Raw genomic sequence first — 16,886 nt, 5'->3', positions numbered from 1 at the left:
TAACACGTTAAAAATATGTCACTTTTGGTCTTTTGAGAAAGCGCATTGACAGCTATATGGCGTCCAACGCAAGCGCATTTGGAGACAGCACATGACCATCAAGGTCGGTATCAATGGTTTTGGCCGCATTGGCCGCTGCACGTTGTCGCATATCGCGGCATCCGCCCGCAACGACATCGAAGTGATCAAGGTCAACGCAACCGGCCCGCTGGAAACCACAGCGCACCTGCTAAAGTATGACAGTGTCCACGGACGTTTCCCCCGCGATGTCGCAATCGATGGCAAAACCATGGATCTGGGCCGCGGCCCGATGGAGATGTTCTCGACCTATGACATGAACGAACTGGACTGGGATGGCTGCGATGTCGTTCTGGAATGCACCGGTAAATTCAATGACGGTCTGAAAGCCAAAACGCACCTGGATCGCGGTGCACAAAGGGTCCTGCTGTCTGCCCCGGGTAAAAACGTCGATAAGACCATCGTCTATGGTGTAAACCACAACAGTCTTGTGACCGATGACAAAATGGTCTCGAACGGCTCGTGCACCACGAACTGCCTTGCCCCGCTTGCCAAGGTGTTGGACGAGGGTATCGGCATCGAGAACGGCATCATGACCACGATCCACGCCTATACCGGCGACCAGCCGACCCTGGACCGCCGTCACAGCGATTTGTACCGCGCCCGTGCTGCCGCAATGTCGATGATCCCGACATCGACAGGTGCCGCGAAAGCACTGGGTGAAGTTCTGCCCAATCTGAAGGGCCGCCTGGATGGTTCGGCCATCCGTGTCCCGACCCCGAATGTTTCTGCGGTTGACCTGACATTCCGCGCTGCTCGTGATGTAACGGTAGAAGAAGTGAACGCCATCGTACGCGAAGCCTCGCTGGGGTCGATGCAGCGTGTTCTGGGCTATGAACCCGCACCGCTTGTTTCGACCGATTTCAACAACACCGAAGAAAGCTCGATCTTCGCACCCGATCAGACCCGCGTTGTCGGCGACCGCATGGTTCGCGTTCTGGCTTGGTACGACAACGAATGGGCGTTCTCGGTCCGCATGGCAGACGTTGCAGTTGCCATGGGTCGCCTTAACTAAGGTTGCTTTGAAATCTTGAACCTTTTCGCCCGCTCAGGTTAACTGGGCGGGCGTTTTCGTCCGGGGCAAGCATGACAAATCAAATCGCCATCTGGCTTGCCCTGCTCATTCTGGGCTTGTTCGTTATCAGCTATGCCCTCTTTGGAACCGAACAATTCGTGTTCCTTGGCAAGAAACTCTACACCTTTCTGGACTGGCTCGCCTTCTGGCGGTGACAGAGGTTTTGCTTGACTTTTCCTCTGAACTGGCTTTGTTAGCGCTAACTTCACATTAGCCGCATTTCGGACGGAGCAGGACATGACACTCAAGCTGGCAATCAACGGATTTGGACGGATCGGACGCGGCGTGCTGCGGGCGGTCATGGAATCCGGGCGCACGGATGTTGAAATCGTTGCGATAAACGACCTGGCAAAGCCGGAAATGAACGCGCATCTGTTCGAATTCGACAGCGTCCATGGCCGGTACGGCAAACCGGTCACTTTGACCGAGGCAGGCCTGGACGTTGGAAACGGTCCAATCCGCCTGAGCAGCGAGCGTGAGCCGGAAAAACTGGATTGGTCCGATGTGGACGTCGTTCTGGAATGTACTGGCGTATTCCGCACACGCGAAGCTGCATCCCGCCATTTCACGAACGGATCGAAGAAGGTTTTGATCTCGGCCCCTGCCCGCGGCGATGGCGCTGTGAAAACGATCGTGTTTGGCGTCAACGATCACGAACTTACAGCCGAAGATAACGTGGTGTCCAATGCGTCTTGTACCACCAACTGCCTGTCACCGGTGGCCGCAGCGCTGGACGCAGGGCTAGGCATTGTCCACGGCAACATGACCACGGTTCACGCCTACACAGCCAGCCAACCGGTTCACGACACCGCCGGTAAAGACCCTTATCTGTCACGCGCGGCGGCATTGTCGATGATCCCGACCACTACGGGCGCGGCCTCTGCCGTTGGCCTCGTCCTGCCGCAACTGGCCGGCAAACTGACGGGTCAGGCCATTCGCGTCCCCACACCGAACGTGTCCGTGGTTGATCTGGTCGCCGAAGTCTCACGCCCGACAACCGAGGAAGAAGTCAACGCGCTGTTTACCGAAGCCGCAGCCAGAATCCCCGGGGTCCTGGCGGCAGAGAACCGCCCGCTGATCTCGGTGGATTTCAACCACGACCCACACAGCTCGACCGTTTCGCTGCCGGAAACCAAGGTGACCGACGGCACACTGGTGCGTGTGCTGGCGTGGTATGACAACGAATGGGGTTTCTCGAACCGGATGCTGGACACCGCCGCAGCGATGGGTGCCCTAGCCTAAACGGTCACACAGCGCGGCATTAACGCGGGGCGTGACGAATTTCGACACGTCCCCGTCCAACCGGGCGATTTCCTTAACCAATTTGGAGGCAATGGCCTGATGCCGCGCCTCGGCCATCAGGAAGACCGTCTCGACCGTGTCGTCCAACGCCCGGTTCATCCCGACCATCTGGAATTCATATTCAAAATCCGCAACAGCCCGCAGCCCGCGGACAATGATCTGCGCCCCAACATCACGGGCGCAGTCGATCAGCAGGTTTTCAAAGGGATGCGCAACGATTTCGGTTCCTGTTTGCTCGGTCAGATGGGCGCATTCCGCCTCGATCATCGCAACGCGTTCCTCTAGCGAGAACAAAGGGCCCTTGTCGCGGTTGATCGCGACGCCAATGACCAATTTGTCCACCAAAGCTGCCGCACGGCGAATGATGTCGATATGACCCAGGGTGATTGGATCGAATGTTCCGGGATATAATCCAACCCTCATCGCGGCCTCCTGCGCAATAAAATTTCTGCGCAAGCAAACATAACTTCGCCGCAGGTGCAAGAGGCAGCTTTGGGGTTCAAGGGCCTCAATGCCCCATGATCATGCCTTGCAGCGCGTCTTTTTCCATAGCCAGTTCTGCCAACTGCGCCTTTACCACGTCGCCCAGCGTCACGATCCCCACCAGCTTGCCATCTTCGACAACGGGCATGTGGCGAAAGCGCCCTTCGGTCATGCGCGTCATGATATCCTGAACTGTATCTTGTTTCGTGGCCGTCACCAGATCCCGGGTCATATACGCACTGACAGGTTGCGTGAGGCATCCGCTTCCGGTTGCGGCCAGTTCTCTTACGATGTCACGTTCCGACAGAATTCCTGCCGCCGTCTCACCGCCATCTTCCGACACGACCACAGTACCGATCCGCTTGTCCGAAAGGATTTTCGAAGCATCAGACACCGTGATCGACGGCAAGACAGTGACGACCCCTCCGCTGCCCTTGGATTTCAGAATGGCCTGAACGAGCATAAGCGTTACCTCCGAAATAATGTCCTGTTTTCCAAAACGTTGCCGGAATGTTTAAACCTGTCAAGGTGACACTTGGGCCTCAAGCCGCTCAACCTCTTCCCGAATACCCTGCGACAAGGCCTGCGCGAAGCGGTTCAACCTTTCATTTCGCTGATCGCCCTGATGTCGCACCAGGTGAAAACTCCGGGTCAAACTCACCTGATCCGTCAGGATTTTCTGCAGGTTGGGATGAAACGGCAAGGTGAAGTCATGTGCCACACAAACCCCCGTTCCAAGCGTGGCCTGCCGCAGCTGAACCGACACCGAATTCGATGCAAGCGCGACACGGTCAACACCGATATCCACTAGATAATCCAACTCGCGGTCAAAGATCATATCCGGAATGTAGCCAATCATGCGATGGCCACTCAGGTCCTGGATCGAACGGATTGCCGGGTAAGAGGCCAGATAGTCGCGCGTCGCAACAAGGTGCAGTTTGTAATCGGTGATTTTCTGGACCAGAAGGCTCCCAGCTGTTGGTGCACTGACGGTCACCGCCATATCAGCCTCGCGCCGGGACAGGTTGATCACGCGCGGCAGGGCCAGAATCTGAATATCCAGATCGGGGTTTGCATCGCTGATTTTCGCGCAGACTTGCGGCAAAAGATAGTTGGCCGACCCGTCCGGCGCGCCAATCCGTATTTGTCCGCTGAGCGTTTTTGACGTTCCCGCCATCGCGCCAGCCGCCGCGCGCATCGCCTCTTCGGCTTTCAGTCCGTGTTCCATCAGGCGTTGGCCCGCAGCGGTCAAAAGGTAGCCTTGTTGCGACTTGGTAAACAGGGGGGCTTCCAATGAGGCTTCCAACCGAGCAATCCGCCGCCCGACGGTGGCTGGGTCGATCTTCAGCTGACGCCCGGCAGCCGAAAGGCTTTCTTCTCGCGCGACGGCCAGAAAGACCCGCATATCATCCCAGTTTGGTGTCACCGCCTGCCCTTTGCATTTTTGCAAAACATCTTTGGGACATTGCCTCTGTTCAAGCTATTTATGCAAGCCTATTGTGCGCACAAACGCATCGGAGGAGATCTGCAATGACCGAGCTGTCCCATTTCATCAACGGCGAGAATGTCGCCGGAACCTCAGGACGATTTGACGACGTCTTTAACCCCGCCACTGGCGAGGTTCAGTACAAGTGCCCGATGGCAAGTGCTGCCGAAACCACGGCGGCAATCGAAAGCGCAGCCGCTGCGCAGCTTGCCTGGGGTGCAACCAATCCACAGAAACGTGCACGTGTCATGATGGCCATGGTTCACTTGATGAACCGCGACATGGACGAGTTGGCCGAGGCGCTCAGCCGCGAGCATGGCAAAACCATCCCAGACGCCAAGGGCGACTTGCAGCGCGGTCTGGAAGTGATCGAATACTGCATCGCCGCACCGCAGATGCTGAAGGGTGAGTTCACCGACAGCGCAGGACCTGGCATCGACATGTACTCCATGCGGCAGCCGCTGGGTGTTGTTGCATCCATTATGCCGTTCAACTTCCCGGCCATGATGCCGCTGTGGCACGTGGGCCCTGCCTTGGCCTGCGGCAACGCGGTGGTTCTGAAACCGTCCGAGCGTGATCCATCTGTGCCGCTGATGCTGGCCGCGTTGTTTGTCGAAGCTGGCCTGCCCAAGGGCGTCTTCCAGGTCGTCAACGGCGACAAAGAAGCCGTGGATACTTTGCTGGACAGCGACACCATTCAGGGCGTGTCCTTCGTTGGGTCGACCCCGATCGCGCAGTACATCTATTCCCGCGCAACCGCGAACGGTAAGCGCGCGCAGTGTTTTGGCGGCGCCAAAAACCACATGATCGTCATGCCTGACGCGGATCTGGACCAGGCGGCCGACGCTCTGGTCGGTGCCGGTTTCGGCGCGGCGGGCGAGCGTTGCATGGCCATCTCGGTTGCAGTGCCCGTTGGCGAGGAAACCGCCGACGCTCTGATCGAAAAGCTGATTCCACGTGTCGAAAAGCTGAAGGTCGGCCCTTACACCGCCGGCGATGACGTCGACATGGGCCCAGTTGTAACCGGTGCTGCTAAAGAGCGTATCCTCGGCCTGATCAACTCGGGCGTAGAACAAGGCGCGAAGCTGGTTGTTGATAACCGCGACTTCAGCTTGCAAGGCTATGAGGACGGCTTCTTTGTCGGCCCGCACCTGTTCGATAACGTGACGCCCGAGATGGACATCTACAAGCAAGAGATCTTTGGCCCAGTTCTGTCGACCGTGCGCGCAGGCTCTTATGAAGAAGCGCTGAAACTGGCGATGGATCACGAGTACGGCAACGGCACTGCGATCTTCACGCGCGATGGCGACACCGCGCGCGACTTTGCCAGCCGTGTGAATATCGGCATGGTCGGTATCAACGTTCCGATCCCAGTTCCGCTGGCCTACCACACCTTTGGCGGCTGGAAGAAATCCATGTTTGGAGACCTAAACCAGCACGGTCCGGACAGCTTCAAGTTCTACACCCGCACGAAAACCGTTACGGCCCGTTGGCCGTCGGGCATCAAAGAAGGTGGCGAATTCAACTTCAAAGCGATGGACTGATTTCCCACCCAAACAAATTCAAAAGGCCGCCCCGTTGGGCGGCCTTTTTCGTTGCGCGGCGAGGGGTCAATTCTGTAAAAATTCGCGCAATGTGACTCTGCCATCAAAATCCGCGTCAAACTCGGCCATGACCATCCGCAGCTCGTGTGCGGGGATACAAGCTTTGGCGATGCCTTCAATCTTGTCGCTTTCAACCATGGTCAGGCATTCGGCCGACAGCGGCTCATCCATTTCCGGATCGGGGAACTCGATGAGATCCCGCACTTCCATGGCCACAAATTCATCCGGGGACACCACGCCATTTTCGTCGGCATCATATTCGAGAAACTCCACCGCCCGCTCTGCCAGATAGAAGATTTCAAATTCAGAATATTCGACGTGACCGTCTGCGATGGAATCCGCTCGGTCGATCTCCTCAGCTGCAATAGCCTCTGGTGTGCAGGATTCTTCTGTCACATCACAATCATCCCCGACGATGAGGCCCTCTTCTTCCGTCAGGAATTGGTAGAATTCCGGTTCAGTAATCACCCCGTCCCCGTCGCGATCCAACTCGGCAAAGAAGATCCGCGCCATCGGCGTAGCTTGTGCAGGTGTTTGGGCAGACCCCCAATAAAAACCAGCCAGTAACAAGACCGGCAGCAGATAGAGCGTCTTAGGGGCAAAACGGCTGAGCGTTCGAATGGGCATTTCATCTTCTCCAACTGTGTCTGGTGAAGGCCCTGCCAGCTCGCGGTCGATCACACCACGCACGAGCTCGCTCATCGACGATCCGCGCTGTTCGCTCAGATCTGCCAACTTGCTTTTCAACTCATAAGATACACGAATTTCCAAGGTTTCCGATTTCTTGGTCATATCGTGCGGTCTCCGAACATCTGTGGGCCTGTCCCTTGGAATTGGAGCAGACATGCCCGAAAAAATACCCCAAGCGGTGTCCCGCAAACAGCAAAAACCTGTCCGGACACCGAGTATTCCCCCGTCCGGACAGGCAATAAACTGCGTCAAATGTGTAAATCTCACGGAAAATTTAAGCCAAGCATCTGGCCCTGAGGGAAAGCAGTTACTAAATTGCCGGAAACCATAGAGCATTCCTTCAGGAGGCATCCGTGTCCAGTTCCCGTATTAATCGTCGTACCGCCTTGCTGGGTGCTGCGTCCGTCCTAGCGACGCCGACGCTTCTGCGCGCCCAAAGCTCAGATGCTTTCCCAACAACAGAAGAGGCGATCAGCACGCAATTGCCGGTGCGCCGCAATGTCTCGTCCTTCTCGCAACAGAACTGGCAGGACCATTTTGACCAGCTGGGCGCAGGGGCTTTGCTGGCCGATATCACCAGCCGCGCGGTGCACTATTGGGGCCCCGATGGCACCTACAAACTGTACCCCAGTTCGGTACCGATGAGCGAAGAGCTGACGAAGCGCGGTTATACCAAGGTTGTGCGCAAAGCCGAGAATCCAAGCTGGACACCGACCGCGTCGATGCGCGAGCGTGATCCGCTTTTGCCAGTGCGTATGGAAGGTGGTGAACCAGGCAACCCGTTGGGCACCCGTGCAATGTATCTGGGCTGGCCAGCCTATCTTGTACACGGCACCCACGATACGCGGAAAATCGGGCGCCAAAGCTCGTCCGGGTGCATCGGCCTGTACAATCAACACGTCGAGGAATTATTTCCTCTTGTCCAGGTCGGAACCCAGGTCAGACTGGTCTGACGACAAAGCCCCGGCCATAAAAACCGGGGCTTTTTAATGGAATCAAAGTTTATTATTCCGGCAGGATCACAGCGTCGACAACGTGGATCACGCCATTGCTGGTCTCAATATCGGCCTGAATGACTTCGGCACCGTTCACTTTCACGCCGTTCTTGGCATTTACGCTCAGGCGATCGCCCTGAACGGTCAGAACCTTGACGCGCTTGCCAGCAATGTCACCGGACATCACCTTGGCGGGAACCACGTGATAGGTCAGAATTTCGACCAGTTGGTCTTTGTTCTCCGGCAACAGCAATGTTTCCACCGTACCTTCGGGCAGTGCCGCAAAAGCTTCATCAGTCGGTGCGAACACTGTGAACGGTCCGTCACTTTTCAACGTGTCGACAAGACCCGCGGCCTGAACGGCGGCGACCAATGTGTTGAAGGAACCGGCTGATACTGCGGTATCCACGATATCTGCAGCCTGTGCTTTTACAGGCAGTGTCAGTGCAATTGCGGCGGCGGCGCCCATAAACGTACGACGAAACATGGCTGTCATCTCCTCTCCAGCTTGGTTATGGAAAGGGGTACGGGCGCTTAGTCGCGCCGGATCACTAACTGATCAATTTTCTTTGACCTGCACCCATATACATTGAGCACGACCGTCCTTCAAAAATGGCAAGGATTCTACCGCATCGGGGCGATCCTGCTGTAGGTAGTAGCCGGGCCAAAGCATTGAATATGCACCAGATTGCAGGAGTGCATGCAGCATGTACTGCTCACCCCAGCCCGGGCAATCATAGAAGAACCGTTTGGGATATTCGTAGGGCAGAAAAACATCGTGCACATGAATGACCACACCGGGTTTGAGCGCCGGAATGATGCGGCAGAACAGGTGCGCGACGTCATTGCTCATGCGGACAACGTGGCTGGAATCGATGAACAACACGTCGCCAGCTTCGAGCTGTTCAAAGAGCGTCGGGTCGACCTCCTCCAAACGTTTTTGTTCGAACTCATCCACCACATGCGCGATATCTGCCCGTGGATACGGGTCGATTGCGGTGACGTTGGTCTGCAATCCGCCGTCAATTATCGCCTGTCGCGTCACACGGGTCGAGTTGCCGCAACCCACCTCGATCACACGCTTGGGTTTGAACCGGCGGATCATCAGATACAGCGCGTCCGCATCCGGACTGTCGTAGTAGCCGTTGTTGATATGGTATCCGGTCTTGTTGCGTTCCGGGTCTTTCAGAGCTTTCAGCGAAGCGGAATGTTCTTGGTATTCCGACACCAGCTGGGCAATGTCGAACCCCTCCATCCCCGGTGACAGAGCATAGGCAGGCCGGGTCAAACCCCCTGCCCGTTCGAACGCCTCAAGGCGCGCGCGCTCGTCGCGTTCGGTCACTTTGTCGATGAGTTTCACACCAAACCGGTCAAGCGCGGCGTTCAGCCGGGGGAATTTCCTTGGTTTCACGGGGGGCTCCGGGTTTGGTGACAGTCTAGACGCCTCCTTACCTGTGCGCATGGGGGCTTCGCAAGAACCCAGCTGGCAAACACTTGGCAAAAAGACAATTTCCGTATTCACTGGTTGGAACATAGTTGCGAGGGCCGGAATGCAGCAGGAATTTACGCTGGGCATCGAAGAAGAGTATCTGTTGGTTGATCGAGACAGTCTGGAACTCACCGAAGCGCCTGCCGCGTTGATGGAAGCCTGCCAGGCCGATTTTGAGGGACAGGTCAGCCCCGAATTCCTGCAATGCCAGATCGAGGTCGGTACGCGACCGCATGTGACCATCAGCTCTGCGCGCGAGGATCTGAAACGCTTGCGGTCCTGTGTTTCGAAACGCGCCGCCGAGCACAACCTTGCCCCAATCGCTGTATCCTGCCACCCCTTTGCCGACTGGAAAAAACAGCAACACACGCGCAAAGACCGATATGACGCGCTCCAACACGCGTTGGGCGGTGTCGCGCGGCGTATGCTGATCTGTGGCATGCATGTCCATATCGGGGTGGCCGATTCAGCCTTGCGCGCCGACCTGATTCCGCAGCTGTCCTACTTTCTGCCGCATCTCTTGGCCTTGTCGACGTCATCGCCCTATTGGAACGGTGAGGACACCGGTCTGTCTTCGTACAGGTTAACGGTGTTCGACAATCTGCCCCGGACCGGACTCCCGCCGATCTTTTCCGGCTGGTCCGAATATGAACGTACTACGGGCGTTCTGGTCGAACTGGGCGTGATCGAAGACACCACGAAAATTTGGTGGGATCTGCGACCGTCGCACCAGTACCCGACACTGGAAACCCGGATCATGGATGTGCAGCCCCGCATGGAACATGCACTGTCTCTGGCCGCGATGGTTCAAGCATTGACGCGCATGCTATGTCGCTTGAAAGACCGAAACCTAAGGTGGCGACAATACGATCGGTTCCTCATTGGCGAAAACCGCTGGCGTGCGCAACGCTATGGCGTTGGCGAAGGGATGATTGACTTCGGAGATCGCTCAATCAAACCCATGCCGGAACTTATGGGCGAACTGATGGGTCTGCTGGCCGAAGATGCCGAAGCTCTGGGCACCATGACCGAGCTGGCAAAGCTACAGCAGATTGCCCAGAACGGCACCTCGGCCACTCGCCAGCGCCGGATACATGCCGAGGCAGCGGCAAAAGGCGATGACCCCGGCAAGGCTGTGGTTCAACACTTGATTGACGAATTCCATCAAGACCTCTGAACCTTGGCATGTTTTCCCGCACAAGAATGTGCCCGTGATTGCCGGCCGTGCAAAATTTCTGTAAGGATTGGGAAATAAACACTCGTTCAATTCAACGGGCAGCGTGGGAGGAAATCCATGGATTTCGCAACAACCGAAGAGCAGAACGCAATCTTCGACATGGCCCATGATTTCGGGCAGGAAAATATCGCCCCATATGCCCGCCAGTGGGAGGCCGACGGCACCATCCCCAAAGACCTTTGGCCGCGCATTGGTGAACTGGGTTTCGGCGGCCTTTATGTCTCGGAAGACAGCGGCGGTTCTGGCCTGTCTCGTCTGGACGCCACGCTTGTGTTCGAAGCTTTGTCGATGGCCTGCCCCTCGGTCGCGGCCTTTCTGTCGATCCACAACATGTGCGCCAAGATGCTGGACAGCTTTGCGAGTGACGAGCTGAAATCCCGCATCATGCCCGATGTTCTGAGCTTGAACACCGTGCTCAGCTATTGCCTGACCGAGCCCGGCTCAGGTTCTGACGCAGCCGCTTTGAAAACCCGCGCTGAACGCACGAACGAAGGCTATACCCTGAACGGCACCAAGGCGTTTATCTCGGGCGGCGGGTACTCGGATGCCTATGTCTGCATGGTGCGCACTGGTCAGGATGGCCCCAAGGGCATTTCGACGGTCTATGTCGAGGATGGCACTCCCGGCCTTAGCTTTGGCGCGCTTGAACAAAAGATGGGGTGGAAAAGCCAGCCTACAGCTCAGGTACAGTTCGACGATTGCAAGATCCCCTCCGACAACCTTGTTGGTGTCGAGGGCGACGGTTTCAAATACGCGATGAAGGGGTTGGATGGCGGGCGTCTGAACATCGCGTCCTGTTCTCTAGGTGCCGCACAAACCGGGTTGAACATGACACTGCAATACATGTCCGAGCGGAAGGCTTTCGGGCAGTCCATCGACCAGTTTCAGGCCCTTCAGTTCCGTCTGGCAGATATGGAGATCGAATTGCAGGCCGCCCGGACATTCCTGCGTCAGGCGGCGTGGAAACTGGATCAAGGCGCGCCGGATGCAACAAAGTTCTGCGCTATGGCCAAGAAATTCGTGACCGAAACGGGATCGAAAGTGGTGGATCAATGCCTGCAATTGCACGGCGGCTATGGTTATCTGGCCGACTATGGCATCGAAAAACTTGTGCGCGATCTGCGCGTGCATCAGATATTGGAAGGCACGAACGAGATCATGAGGGTCATCGTTGCCCGCCAGATGCTCTCGCAGCGCTGAGGACTTTATGTCAGACATCTATATTCGCACAGCAGGTCGTGCCGGTCGTATCACCCTGACCCGGACCAAGGCGCTGAATGCGCTCAGCTATGATATGTGCCTGGCCATCGACACCGCTTTGCGCAACTGGCGTGAGGATGACGCGGTCGATCTGGTCATTCTGGATGCCGAGGGCGACAAGGCCTTTTGCGCGGGCGGTGACATTGCCGAGCTTTATGAGACCGGCACCAAGGGCGATTTTGAATACGGCCGAAAGTTCTGGCGCGATGAGTACCGCTTGAATGCTCTGATCTTCGAATACCCAAAGCCAGTAGTCAGCTTTCTTCAGGGTTTCACGATGGGTGGTGGCGTCGGCATCGGGTGCCATGGCAGCCATCGCATCGTGGGTGAAACGTCGCAAATCGCCCTGCCCGAATGCTCAATCGGTTTGGTTCCGGATGTCGGCAGCACGCTGATGCTGGCACTCGCACCCGGACGGCTTGGTGAATACCTCGGCACAACCGGGCATCGCATGGGGCCAGCCGATGCCATTCTGGCCGGGTTCGCAGATCATTTCATTCCAATCCAGCAGTGGCCGGATCTGATCGACATGCTTGAAGCATCCGGCGACGCCAGCATTCTTGAAAGCCATTCCGAAACGCCGCCCGAAGGCTCGTTGGTCGCAATGCAAGATGCGATTGAGGCGGATTTCGGGGGCGAAACTCTTGGAGATATACAGAACAGCCTCCGCAACTCGAACAATGACACCGCCGCTGACGCGCTGAAGTTGATTGGGCGCAATTCGCCACTCTCCATGGCCTGCACGGTCGAAATGCTGCACCGTCTACGCACTCCAAACCTGACCATACGCAAGGCATTGGAACTGGAGTACCGATTTACCTATCGCGCGATGGAACACGGAGACTTTCTGGAAGGTATCCGGGCGCAGATCATCGACAAGGATCGCAACCCGATCTGGCGCCATCAGCACCAAGACGTACCGGCAGTCGCTGTTTCAAAGATGCTACAACCTTTGGGCGCAGACACGCTGACTTTTGAGGAGGATTAAGGAATGAAAATCGGGTTTATCGGCCTGGGCAACATGGGCAATCCGATGGCGGCCAACCTTGCCAAAGCGGGGCATGATGTCAGCGGCTTTGACATGGCGGATGTCACCGTGCCGGGTGTCACCATGGCCAGCTCCGGCCCTGAGGCCGCGACCGGTGCCGATATCGTCGTGACCATGCTGCCTAACGGACAGATCCTGCGGGCAGTGGCAAATGAGATTATTCCCGCCATGGCGCCCGGAGCGGTCTGGATCGACTGTTCGACGGTCGATGTTGATAGCGCTCGCGCCGTCGCTGAGCAGGCCAAGGAAGCGGACGTTCTCGCAGTCGACGCCCCGGTGTCGGGTGGCATCGGCGGTGCGGCAGCGGGTACACTGACCTTCATGGCTGGCGGTAGCGACGCGGCGTTTGAAAAGGCATCGCCGCTGTTCGACATTATGGGTCAGAAAGCCGTGCATTGCGGCGAATCCGGTGCCGGTCAAGCGGCCAAGATTTGCAACAATATGATCCTGGGCGTGACCATGATCGCCACTTGCGAGGCCTTTGCGCTGGCCGACAAGCTTGGGCTGGACCGGCAAAAGATGTTTGATGTGGTCAGCACGTCCTCGGGCTATAGCTGGACGATGAACGCCTACTGCCCCGCCCCGGGCGTTGGACCTGCCAGCCCGGCGGACAACGACTATCAACCCGGCTTTGCGGCCGAGCTGATGCTAAAAGATCTGCGGCTCAGCCAGCAAGCGGCAGAAAGCTCGGACGCAGACACGCCCATGGGACAGGTTGCAACAGCACTTTATGAGAAATTCGTCGAATCCGAAGACGGGCTGGGCAAGGATTTTTCCGCCATGCTGCCACGGTTTGAAAAGCGTAATAGGGGCTAGCTGCCGCAGGGTGGCAGCTTCCTGCCCATCGAGTTGACCGGCGGACAAACAGCGGCCATCTGTTTCCTAACCGCGCTTTAACGCGAAAGGAAACATGATGTCGCGAATTCTGTCTGTTATTTTGACCATTGTCGCGCTTTCGTTGAGTCCGGCTACAGCAATGGCAGGGAACGGAAAGAGTAAGGCGGGTCATTGCCCGCCAGGCTTGGCAAAAAAAGCAGTGCCCTGTGTTCCGCCGGGTCAGGTGAAAAACCTGTACAAAAAGGGCGACTATATCACGCGCGACTACCGCTGGATCAACGATCCCTACCGTTATGGTCTGAATCGCGGCGGATCCTACATTCGCGCGGGCGATTACGTTTATCGTGTCGACCCCGAAACGCAAAAGGTGCTGAACTTGATCGGCGCAGTGGCTGATATTCTTTACTGAAGATCGGTCCTATTCCGCAGCGACACGCGCGCCATCCAACATCGGTTTGAGATACCTGCCTGTATGGCTGCGGTCGACCTCGGCCACATTCTCGGGTGTCCCGGTTGCCACGATTTCACCACCGCCATCGCCGCCTTCCGGGCCGATATCAATGATGTGGTCGGCGGTTTTGACGACATCCAGATTGTGTTCAATCACAACGACCGTATTGCCCTGATCGACCAGTTCATGCAGCACTTCCAACAACTTGCGCACGTCTTCGAAATGTAGGCCAGTGGTTGGTTCGTCCAGAATATACAAAGTCCGCCCGGTCGAGCGTTTGGACAATTCCTTTGAAAGCTTCACGCGCTGCGCCTCACCACCCGAAAGCGTTGTCGCCTGCTGTCCAACCTTGATGTAGCCAAGCCCGACACGGGCCAGTGCATCCATTTTATCGCGGATCGACGGCACGGCCTTAAAGAACTCCTGCGCGTCCTCGACAGTCATATCAAGGACATCGGCGATGGACTTGCCTTTAAACTTGATCTCCAGCGTTTCACGGTTGTACCGCGCGCCCTTACAGGTTTCGCAGGTGACGTAGACGTCGGGCAGGAAGTGCATCTCAATCTTGATGACGCCGTCACCCTGACAGGCCTCGCACCGGCCGCCCTTGACGTTAAAGCTGAACCGTCCCGGTTTGTAGCCGCGCGCCTTCGCCTCGGGCAAACCGGCAAACCAATCGCGGATCGGTGTGAAGGCGCCGGTGTAAGTCGCTGGATTCGAACGCGGAGTTCGCCCGATAGGGCGCTGGTCAATGTCGATGACCTTGTCCAGATGCTCCAACCCTTTGATGGTTTCGCAGGGCGCCGGCGTTTGCCGTGCGCCGTTCAGACGCATGGAGGCAGTTTTAAACAGCGTCTCAATCGTAAGCGTCGATTTTCCGCCGCCGGAGACACCTGTGACACAGACAAACTTGCCCAGCGGAAACTCGGCAGTCACGTTTTTCAGGTTGTTCCCGGTCGCTTTGACGACCGTAACCTTCTTTTTGTTCCCTTTGCGTCGCTCAGCCGGGACCGAGATCTCGCGGGTTCCCGACAAGTATTGCCCGGTCACAGAGGCTGCATCAGCCGCGATCTGGTCAGGTGTGCCCTTACTGACAACCTGACCACCATGCACTCCAGCCCCCGGACCGATGTCAAAAACATAATCCGCCTCGCGGATCGCTTCCTCGTCGTGCTCGACGACAATCACGGTATTACCCTGATCACGCAAGTTCTTGAGCGTCCCTAGCAAGCGGTCATTATCACGCTGGTGCAGACCGATGGACGGTTCATCCAGAACGTACAAGACCCCTGTCAAACCCGATCCGATCTGGCTGGCCAGACGAATGCGCTGGCTTTCGCCACCAGACAAGGTACCACTTGAGCGGGACAGCGTAAGGTATTCCAAACCAACGTTATTCAGAAATCCAAGCCGTTCGCGGATTTCCTTGAGAATGGCACGCGCGATTTCGTTTTTCTGCGCACTCATGTGATTTGGGGCGTCTTCGATCCAGGCCAAGGCCTCGCGGATCGACATCTGAACAACCTGCCCAACATGCATACCTGCAATCTTAACCGCCAGCGCCTCGGGACGGAGGCGATAGCCTTCACAGGCACCACAGGGACGGTTGTTCTGATACCGCTCAAACTCTTCACGGATCCATGCGCTGTCGGTCTCGCGATAGCGGCGCTGCATATTCGGGATCACTCCCTCAAAGCTGCGGGTGACCTGATAGACCCGCCCGCCTTCGTCATAGCGGAATTGGATTTCTTCGTCGCCGGAACCGCGCAGGAACACTTCCTGCACCTTTGGTGGCAGGTCCTTCCACGGCGTGTTCTTGTCGAACTCATAGTGTCGGGCAATCGCTTCGATGGTCTGCAGGAAGTACGGCGACTTTCCCTTGCGCCAGGGCGCCAACGCCCCATCGTACAGTTTCAGGGTCTGGTCCGGCACCACAAGGCGTTCGTCAAAGAACAGCTCGACACCAAGACCATCACAATCCGGGCACGCCCCGAATGGCGCGTTGAACGAAAACAAACGCGGTTCGATTTCAGGAATGGTGAAACCGCTGACGGGACAAGCAAAGTTTTCGCTGAACGTAATCCGTTCCGGGTCGCCCTCACGAGGTGCGGTTTCCAGAACGGCGATACCGTCGGCCAAGTCTAACGCGGTGCGCAAACTGTCGGCAAGCCGGGTCTCCATCCCTTCGCGCACGACCAATCGGTCGACGACGACATCAATGTCATGGCGATATTTCTTGTCCAGCGTCGGCGGTTCATCCAATTCGTAGAATTCTCCGTCGACCTTTACGCGCTGGAAGCCCTGCTTGCGCAGTTCGAGGAATTCTTTTTTGTACTCACCTTTTCGGTCGCGCACGATGGGGGCGAGCAAGTATCCGCGTGTCCCTTCCTCCATCTTCATGATGCGGTCGACCATGTCCTGAACCTGTTGCGCCTCAATCGGCTGCCCGGTGGCCGGGCTGTACGGCGTTCCGGACCGGGCAAACAACAAGCGCATATAGTCATATATCTCGGTGACCGTTCCGACGGTAGAACGCGGGTTCTTGGACGTAGTCTTCTGTTCAATCGAGATGGCTGGTGACAGGCCGCTGATGTGGTCCACATCCGGCTTTTCCATCATGTCCAAAAACTGGCGGGCATAGGCCGACAGGCTTTCAACGTAACGCCGCTGGCCCTCAGCATAGATCGTGTCAAAGGCCAAAGACGACTTACCAGACCCTGACAGCCCGGTGATCACCACAAGCTGATCACGTGGGATGTCCACGTCGATACCTTTGAGGTTATGTTCGCGCGCACCGCGCACTTCGATATTCTTCAGCTCAGCCATTTTTGGCCCCCAACACACAAGTGTC

General features: G+C 56.9%; 17 protein-coding genes. 10 read left to right on the top strand and 7 right to left on the bottom strand.

Translation table 11 applies throughout. From position 1 onward, the window contains the following. The first annotated feature begins 91 nt into the window (after positions 1–91). From gap (AC2FIS_RS02445) to gap (AC2FIS_RS02435), 3 genes are all read left to right on the top strand, one after another. Positions 92–1,093, top strand: a complete 1,002-nt coding sequence (gene gap, locus AC2FIS_RS02445; RefSeq protein ID WP_058271518.1) for a type I glyceraldehyde-3-phosphate dehydrogenase — start codon at positions 92–94, stop codon at positions 1,091–1,093. A 71-nt stretch (positions 1,094–1,164) separates the two neighbouring features. Further along, the gene (locus AC2FIS_RS02440) at positions 1,165–1,308 is read left to right on the top strand and encodes a hypothetical protein (RefSeq protein WP_058271517.1); all 144 of its coding nucleotides are present in this window, start codon (positions 1,165–1,167) and stop codon (positions 1,306–1,308) included. 82 nt (positions 1,309–1,390) lie between these two features. Continuing rightward, a complete protein-coding gene (gene gap / locus AC2FIS_RS02435) occupies positions 1,391–2,395 on the top strand; it encodes a type I glyceraldehyde-3-phosphate dehydrogenase (RefSeq protein WP_109311589.1) in 1,005 nt (334 codons plus the stop codon). Here gap (AC2FIS_RS02435) and coaD read toward each other — a convergent pair. From coaD to AC2FIS_RS02420, 3 genes are all read right to left on the bottom strand, one after another. Continuing rightward, a complete protein-coding gene (coaD, locus tag AC2FIS_RS02430) occupies positions 2,387–2,878 on the bottom strand; it encodes a pantetheine-phosphate adenylyltransferase (protein WP_496771834.1) in 492 nt (163 codons plus the stop codon). The two genes, gap (AC2FIS_RS02435) and coaD, sit on opposite strands and share 9 nt — an antisense overlap. Positions 2,879–2,963: 85 nt before the next feature. Further along, entirely contained in the window at positions 2,964–3,401 is a 438-nt protein-coding gene (locus tag AC2FIS_RS02425; RefSeq protein ID WP_496771833.1) for a CBS domain-containing protein, read from the bottom strand. Positions 3,402–3,461: 60 nt separating this feature from the next. Then, on the bottom strand, positions 3,462–4,364 hold the full coding sequence (locus AC2FIS_RS02420) for a LysR family transcriptional regulator (protein ID WP_496771832.1): 903 nt from the start codon (positions 4,362–4,364) through the stop codon (positions 3,462–3,464). A 104-nt stretch (positions 4,365–4,468) separates the two neighbouring features. Between AC2FIS_RS02420 and AC2FIS_RS02415 the strand changes: the two genes are divergently transcribed. After that, positions 4,469–5,968 carry a CoA-acylating methylmalonate-semialdehyde dehydrogenase gene (locus AC2FIS_RS02415; RefSeq protein WP_496771831.1) on the top strand — a complete coding sequence of 500 codons (1,500 nt, stop codon included), beginning with the start codon at positions 4,469–4,471 and terminating at the stop codon, positions 5,966–5,968. A 66-nt stretch (positions 5,969–6,034) separates the two neighbouring features. On the opposite strand, the gene AC2FIS_RS02410 is transcribed toward AC2FIS_RS02415, so the two are convergent. Beyond that, the gene (locus AC2FIS_RS02410; protein ID WP_496771830.1) at positions 6,035–6,820 is read right to left on the bottom strand and encodes an EF-hand domain-containing protein; all 786 of its coding nucleotides are present in this window, start codon (positions 6,818–6,820) and stop codon (positions 6,035–6,037) included. A 251-nt stretch (positions 6,821–7,071) separates the two neighbouring features. Here AC2FIS_RS02410 and AC2FIS_RS02405 point away from each other — a divergent pair, with 251 nt between their 5' ends. Then, entirely contained in the window at positions 7,072–7,671 is a 600-nt protein-coding gene (locus AC2FIS_RS02405; protein WP_108858717.1) for a L,D-transpeptidase, read from the top strand. A 52-nt stretch (positions 7,672–7,723) separates the two neighbouring features. Here the strand turns inward: AC2FIS_RS02405 and AC2FIS_RS02400 are convergent, their stop codons facing one another. Both AC2FIS_RS02400 and AC2FIS_RS02395 read right to left on the bottom strand, forming a co-directional pair. Then, entirely contained in the window at positions 7,724–8,200 is a 477-nt protein-coding gene (locus AC2FIS_RS02400; RefSeq protein WP_496771829.1) for a fasciclin domain-containing protein, read from the bottom strand. A gap of 72 nt (positions 8,201–8,272) precedes the next feature. Next, positions 8,273–9,124, bottom strand: coding sequence for a class I SAM-dependent methyltransferase (locus tag AC2FIS_RS02395; protein ID WP_496771828.1), 852 nt, complete (start codon positions 9,122–9,124; stop codon positions 8,273–8,275). A 139-nt stretch (positions 9,125–9,263) separates the two neighbouring features. Between AC2FIS_RS02395 and AC2FIS_RS02390 the strand changes: the two genes are divergently transcribed. The 5 genes from AC2FIS_RS02390 (at position 9,264) to AC2FIS_RS02370 (ending at position 13,993) form a co-directional block, all read left to right on the top strand. Continuing rightward, positions 9,264–10,379: a carboxylate-amine ligase gene (locus AC2FIS_RS02390; RefSeq protein WP_496771827.1), complete on the top strand. Its 1,116-nt coding sequence runs from the start codon at positions 9,264–9,266 to the stop codon at positions 10,377–10,379. A 117-nt stretch (positions 10,380–10,496) separates the two neighbouring features. Continuing rightward, entirely contained in the window at positions 10,497–11,639 is a 1,143-nt protein-coding gene (locus AC2FIS_RS02385; RefSeq protein WP_472723689.1) for an acyl-CoA dehydrogenase family protein, read from the top strand. A gap of 7 nt (positions 11,640–11,646) precedes the next feature. Continuing rightward, on the top strand, positions 11,647–12,687 hold the full coding sequence (locus AC2FIS_RS02380; protein WP_496771826.1) for an enoyl-CoA hydratase/isomerase family protein: 1,041 nt from the start codon (positions 11,647–11,649) through the stop codon (positions 12,685–12,687). A 3-nt stretch (positions 12,688–12,690) separates the two neighbouring features. Further along, entirely contained in the window at positions 12,691–13,563 is an 873-nt protein-coding gene (mmsB, locus tag AC2FIS_RS02375; protein ID WP_496771825.1) for a 3-hydroxyisobutyrate dehydrogenase, read from the top strand. A gap of 205 nt (positions 13,564–13,768) precedes the next feature. Continuing rightward, positions 13,769–13,993, top strand: coding sequence for an excinuclease ABC subunit A (locus AC2FIS_RS02370; protein WP_472723686.1), 225 nt, complete (start codon positions 13,769–13,771; stop codon positions 13,991–13,993). Positions 13,994–14,002: 9 nt separating this feature from the next. Here AC2FIS_RS02370 and uvrA read toward each other — a convergent pair whose 3' ends face one another. Continuing rightward, the gene (uvrA, locus tag AC2FIS_RS02365) at positions 14,003–16,861 is read right to left on the bottom strand and encodes an excinuclease ABC subunit UvrA (RefSeq protein WP_496771824.1); all 2,859 of its coding nucleotides are present in this window, start codon (positions 16,859–16,861) and stop codon (positions 14,003–14,005) included. Positions 16,862–16,886: the final 25 nt, after the last annotated feature.

The sequence above is a fragment of the Ruegeria sp. CDSB113 genome (assembly GCF_059611045.1).
Note: the sequence above shows the minus strand (reverse complement) of the source record. Positions and strands in the feature narration are given on the sequence as shown.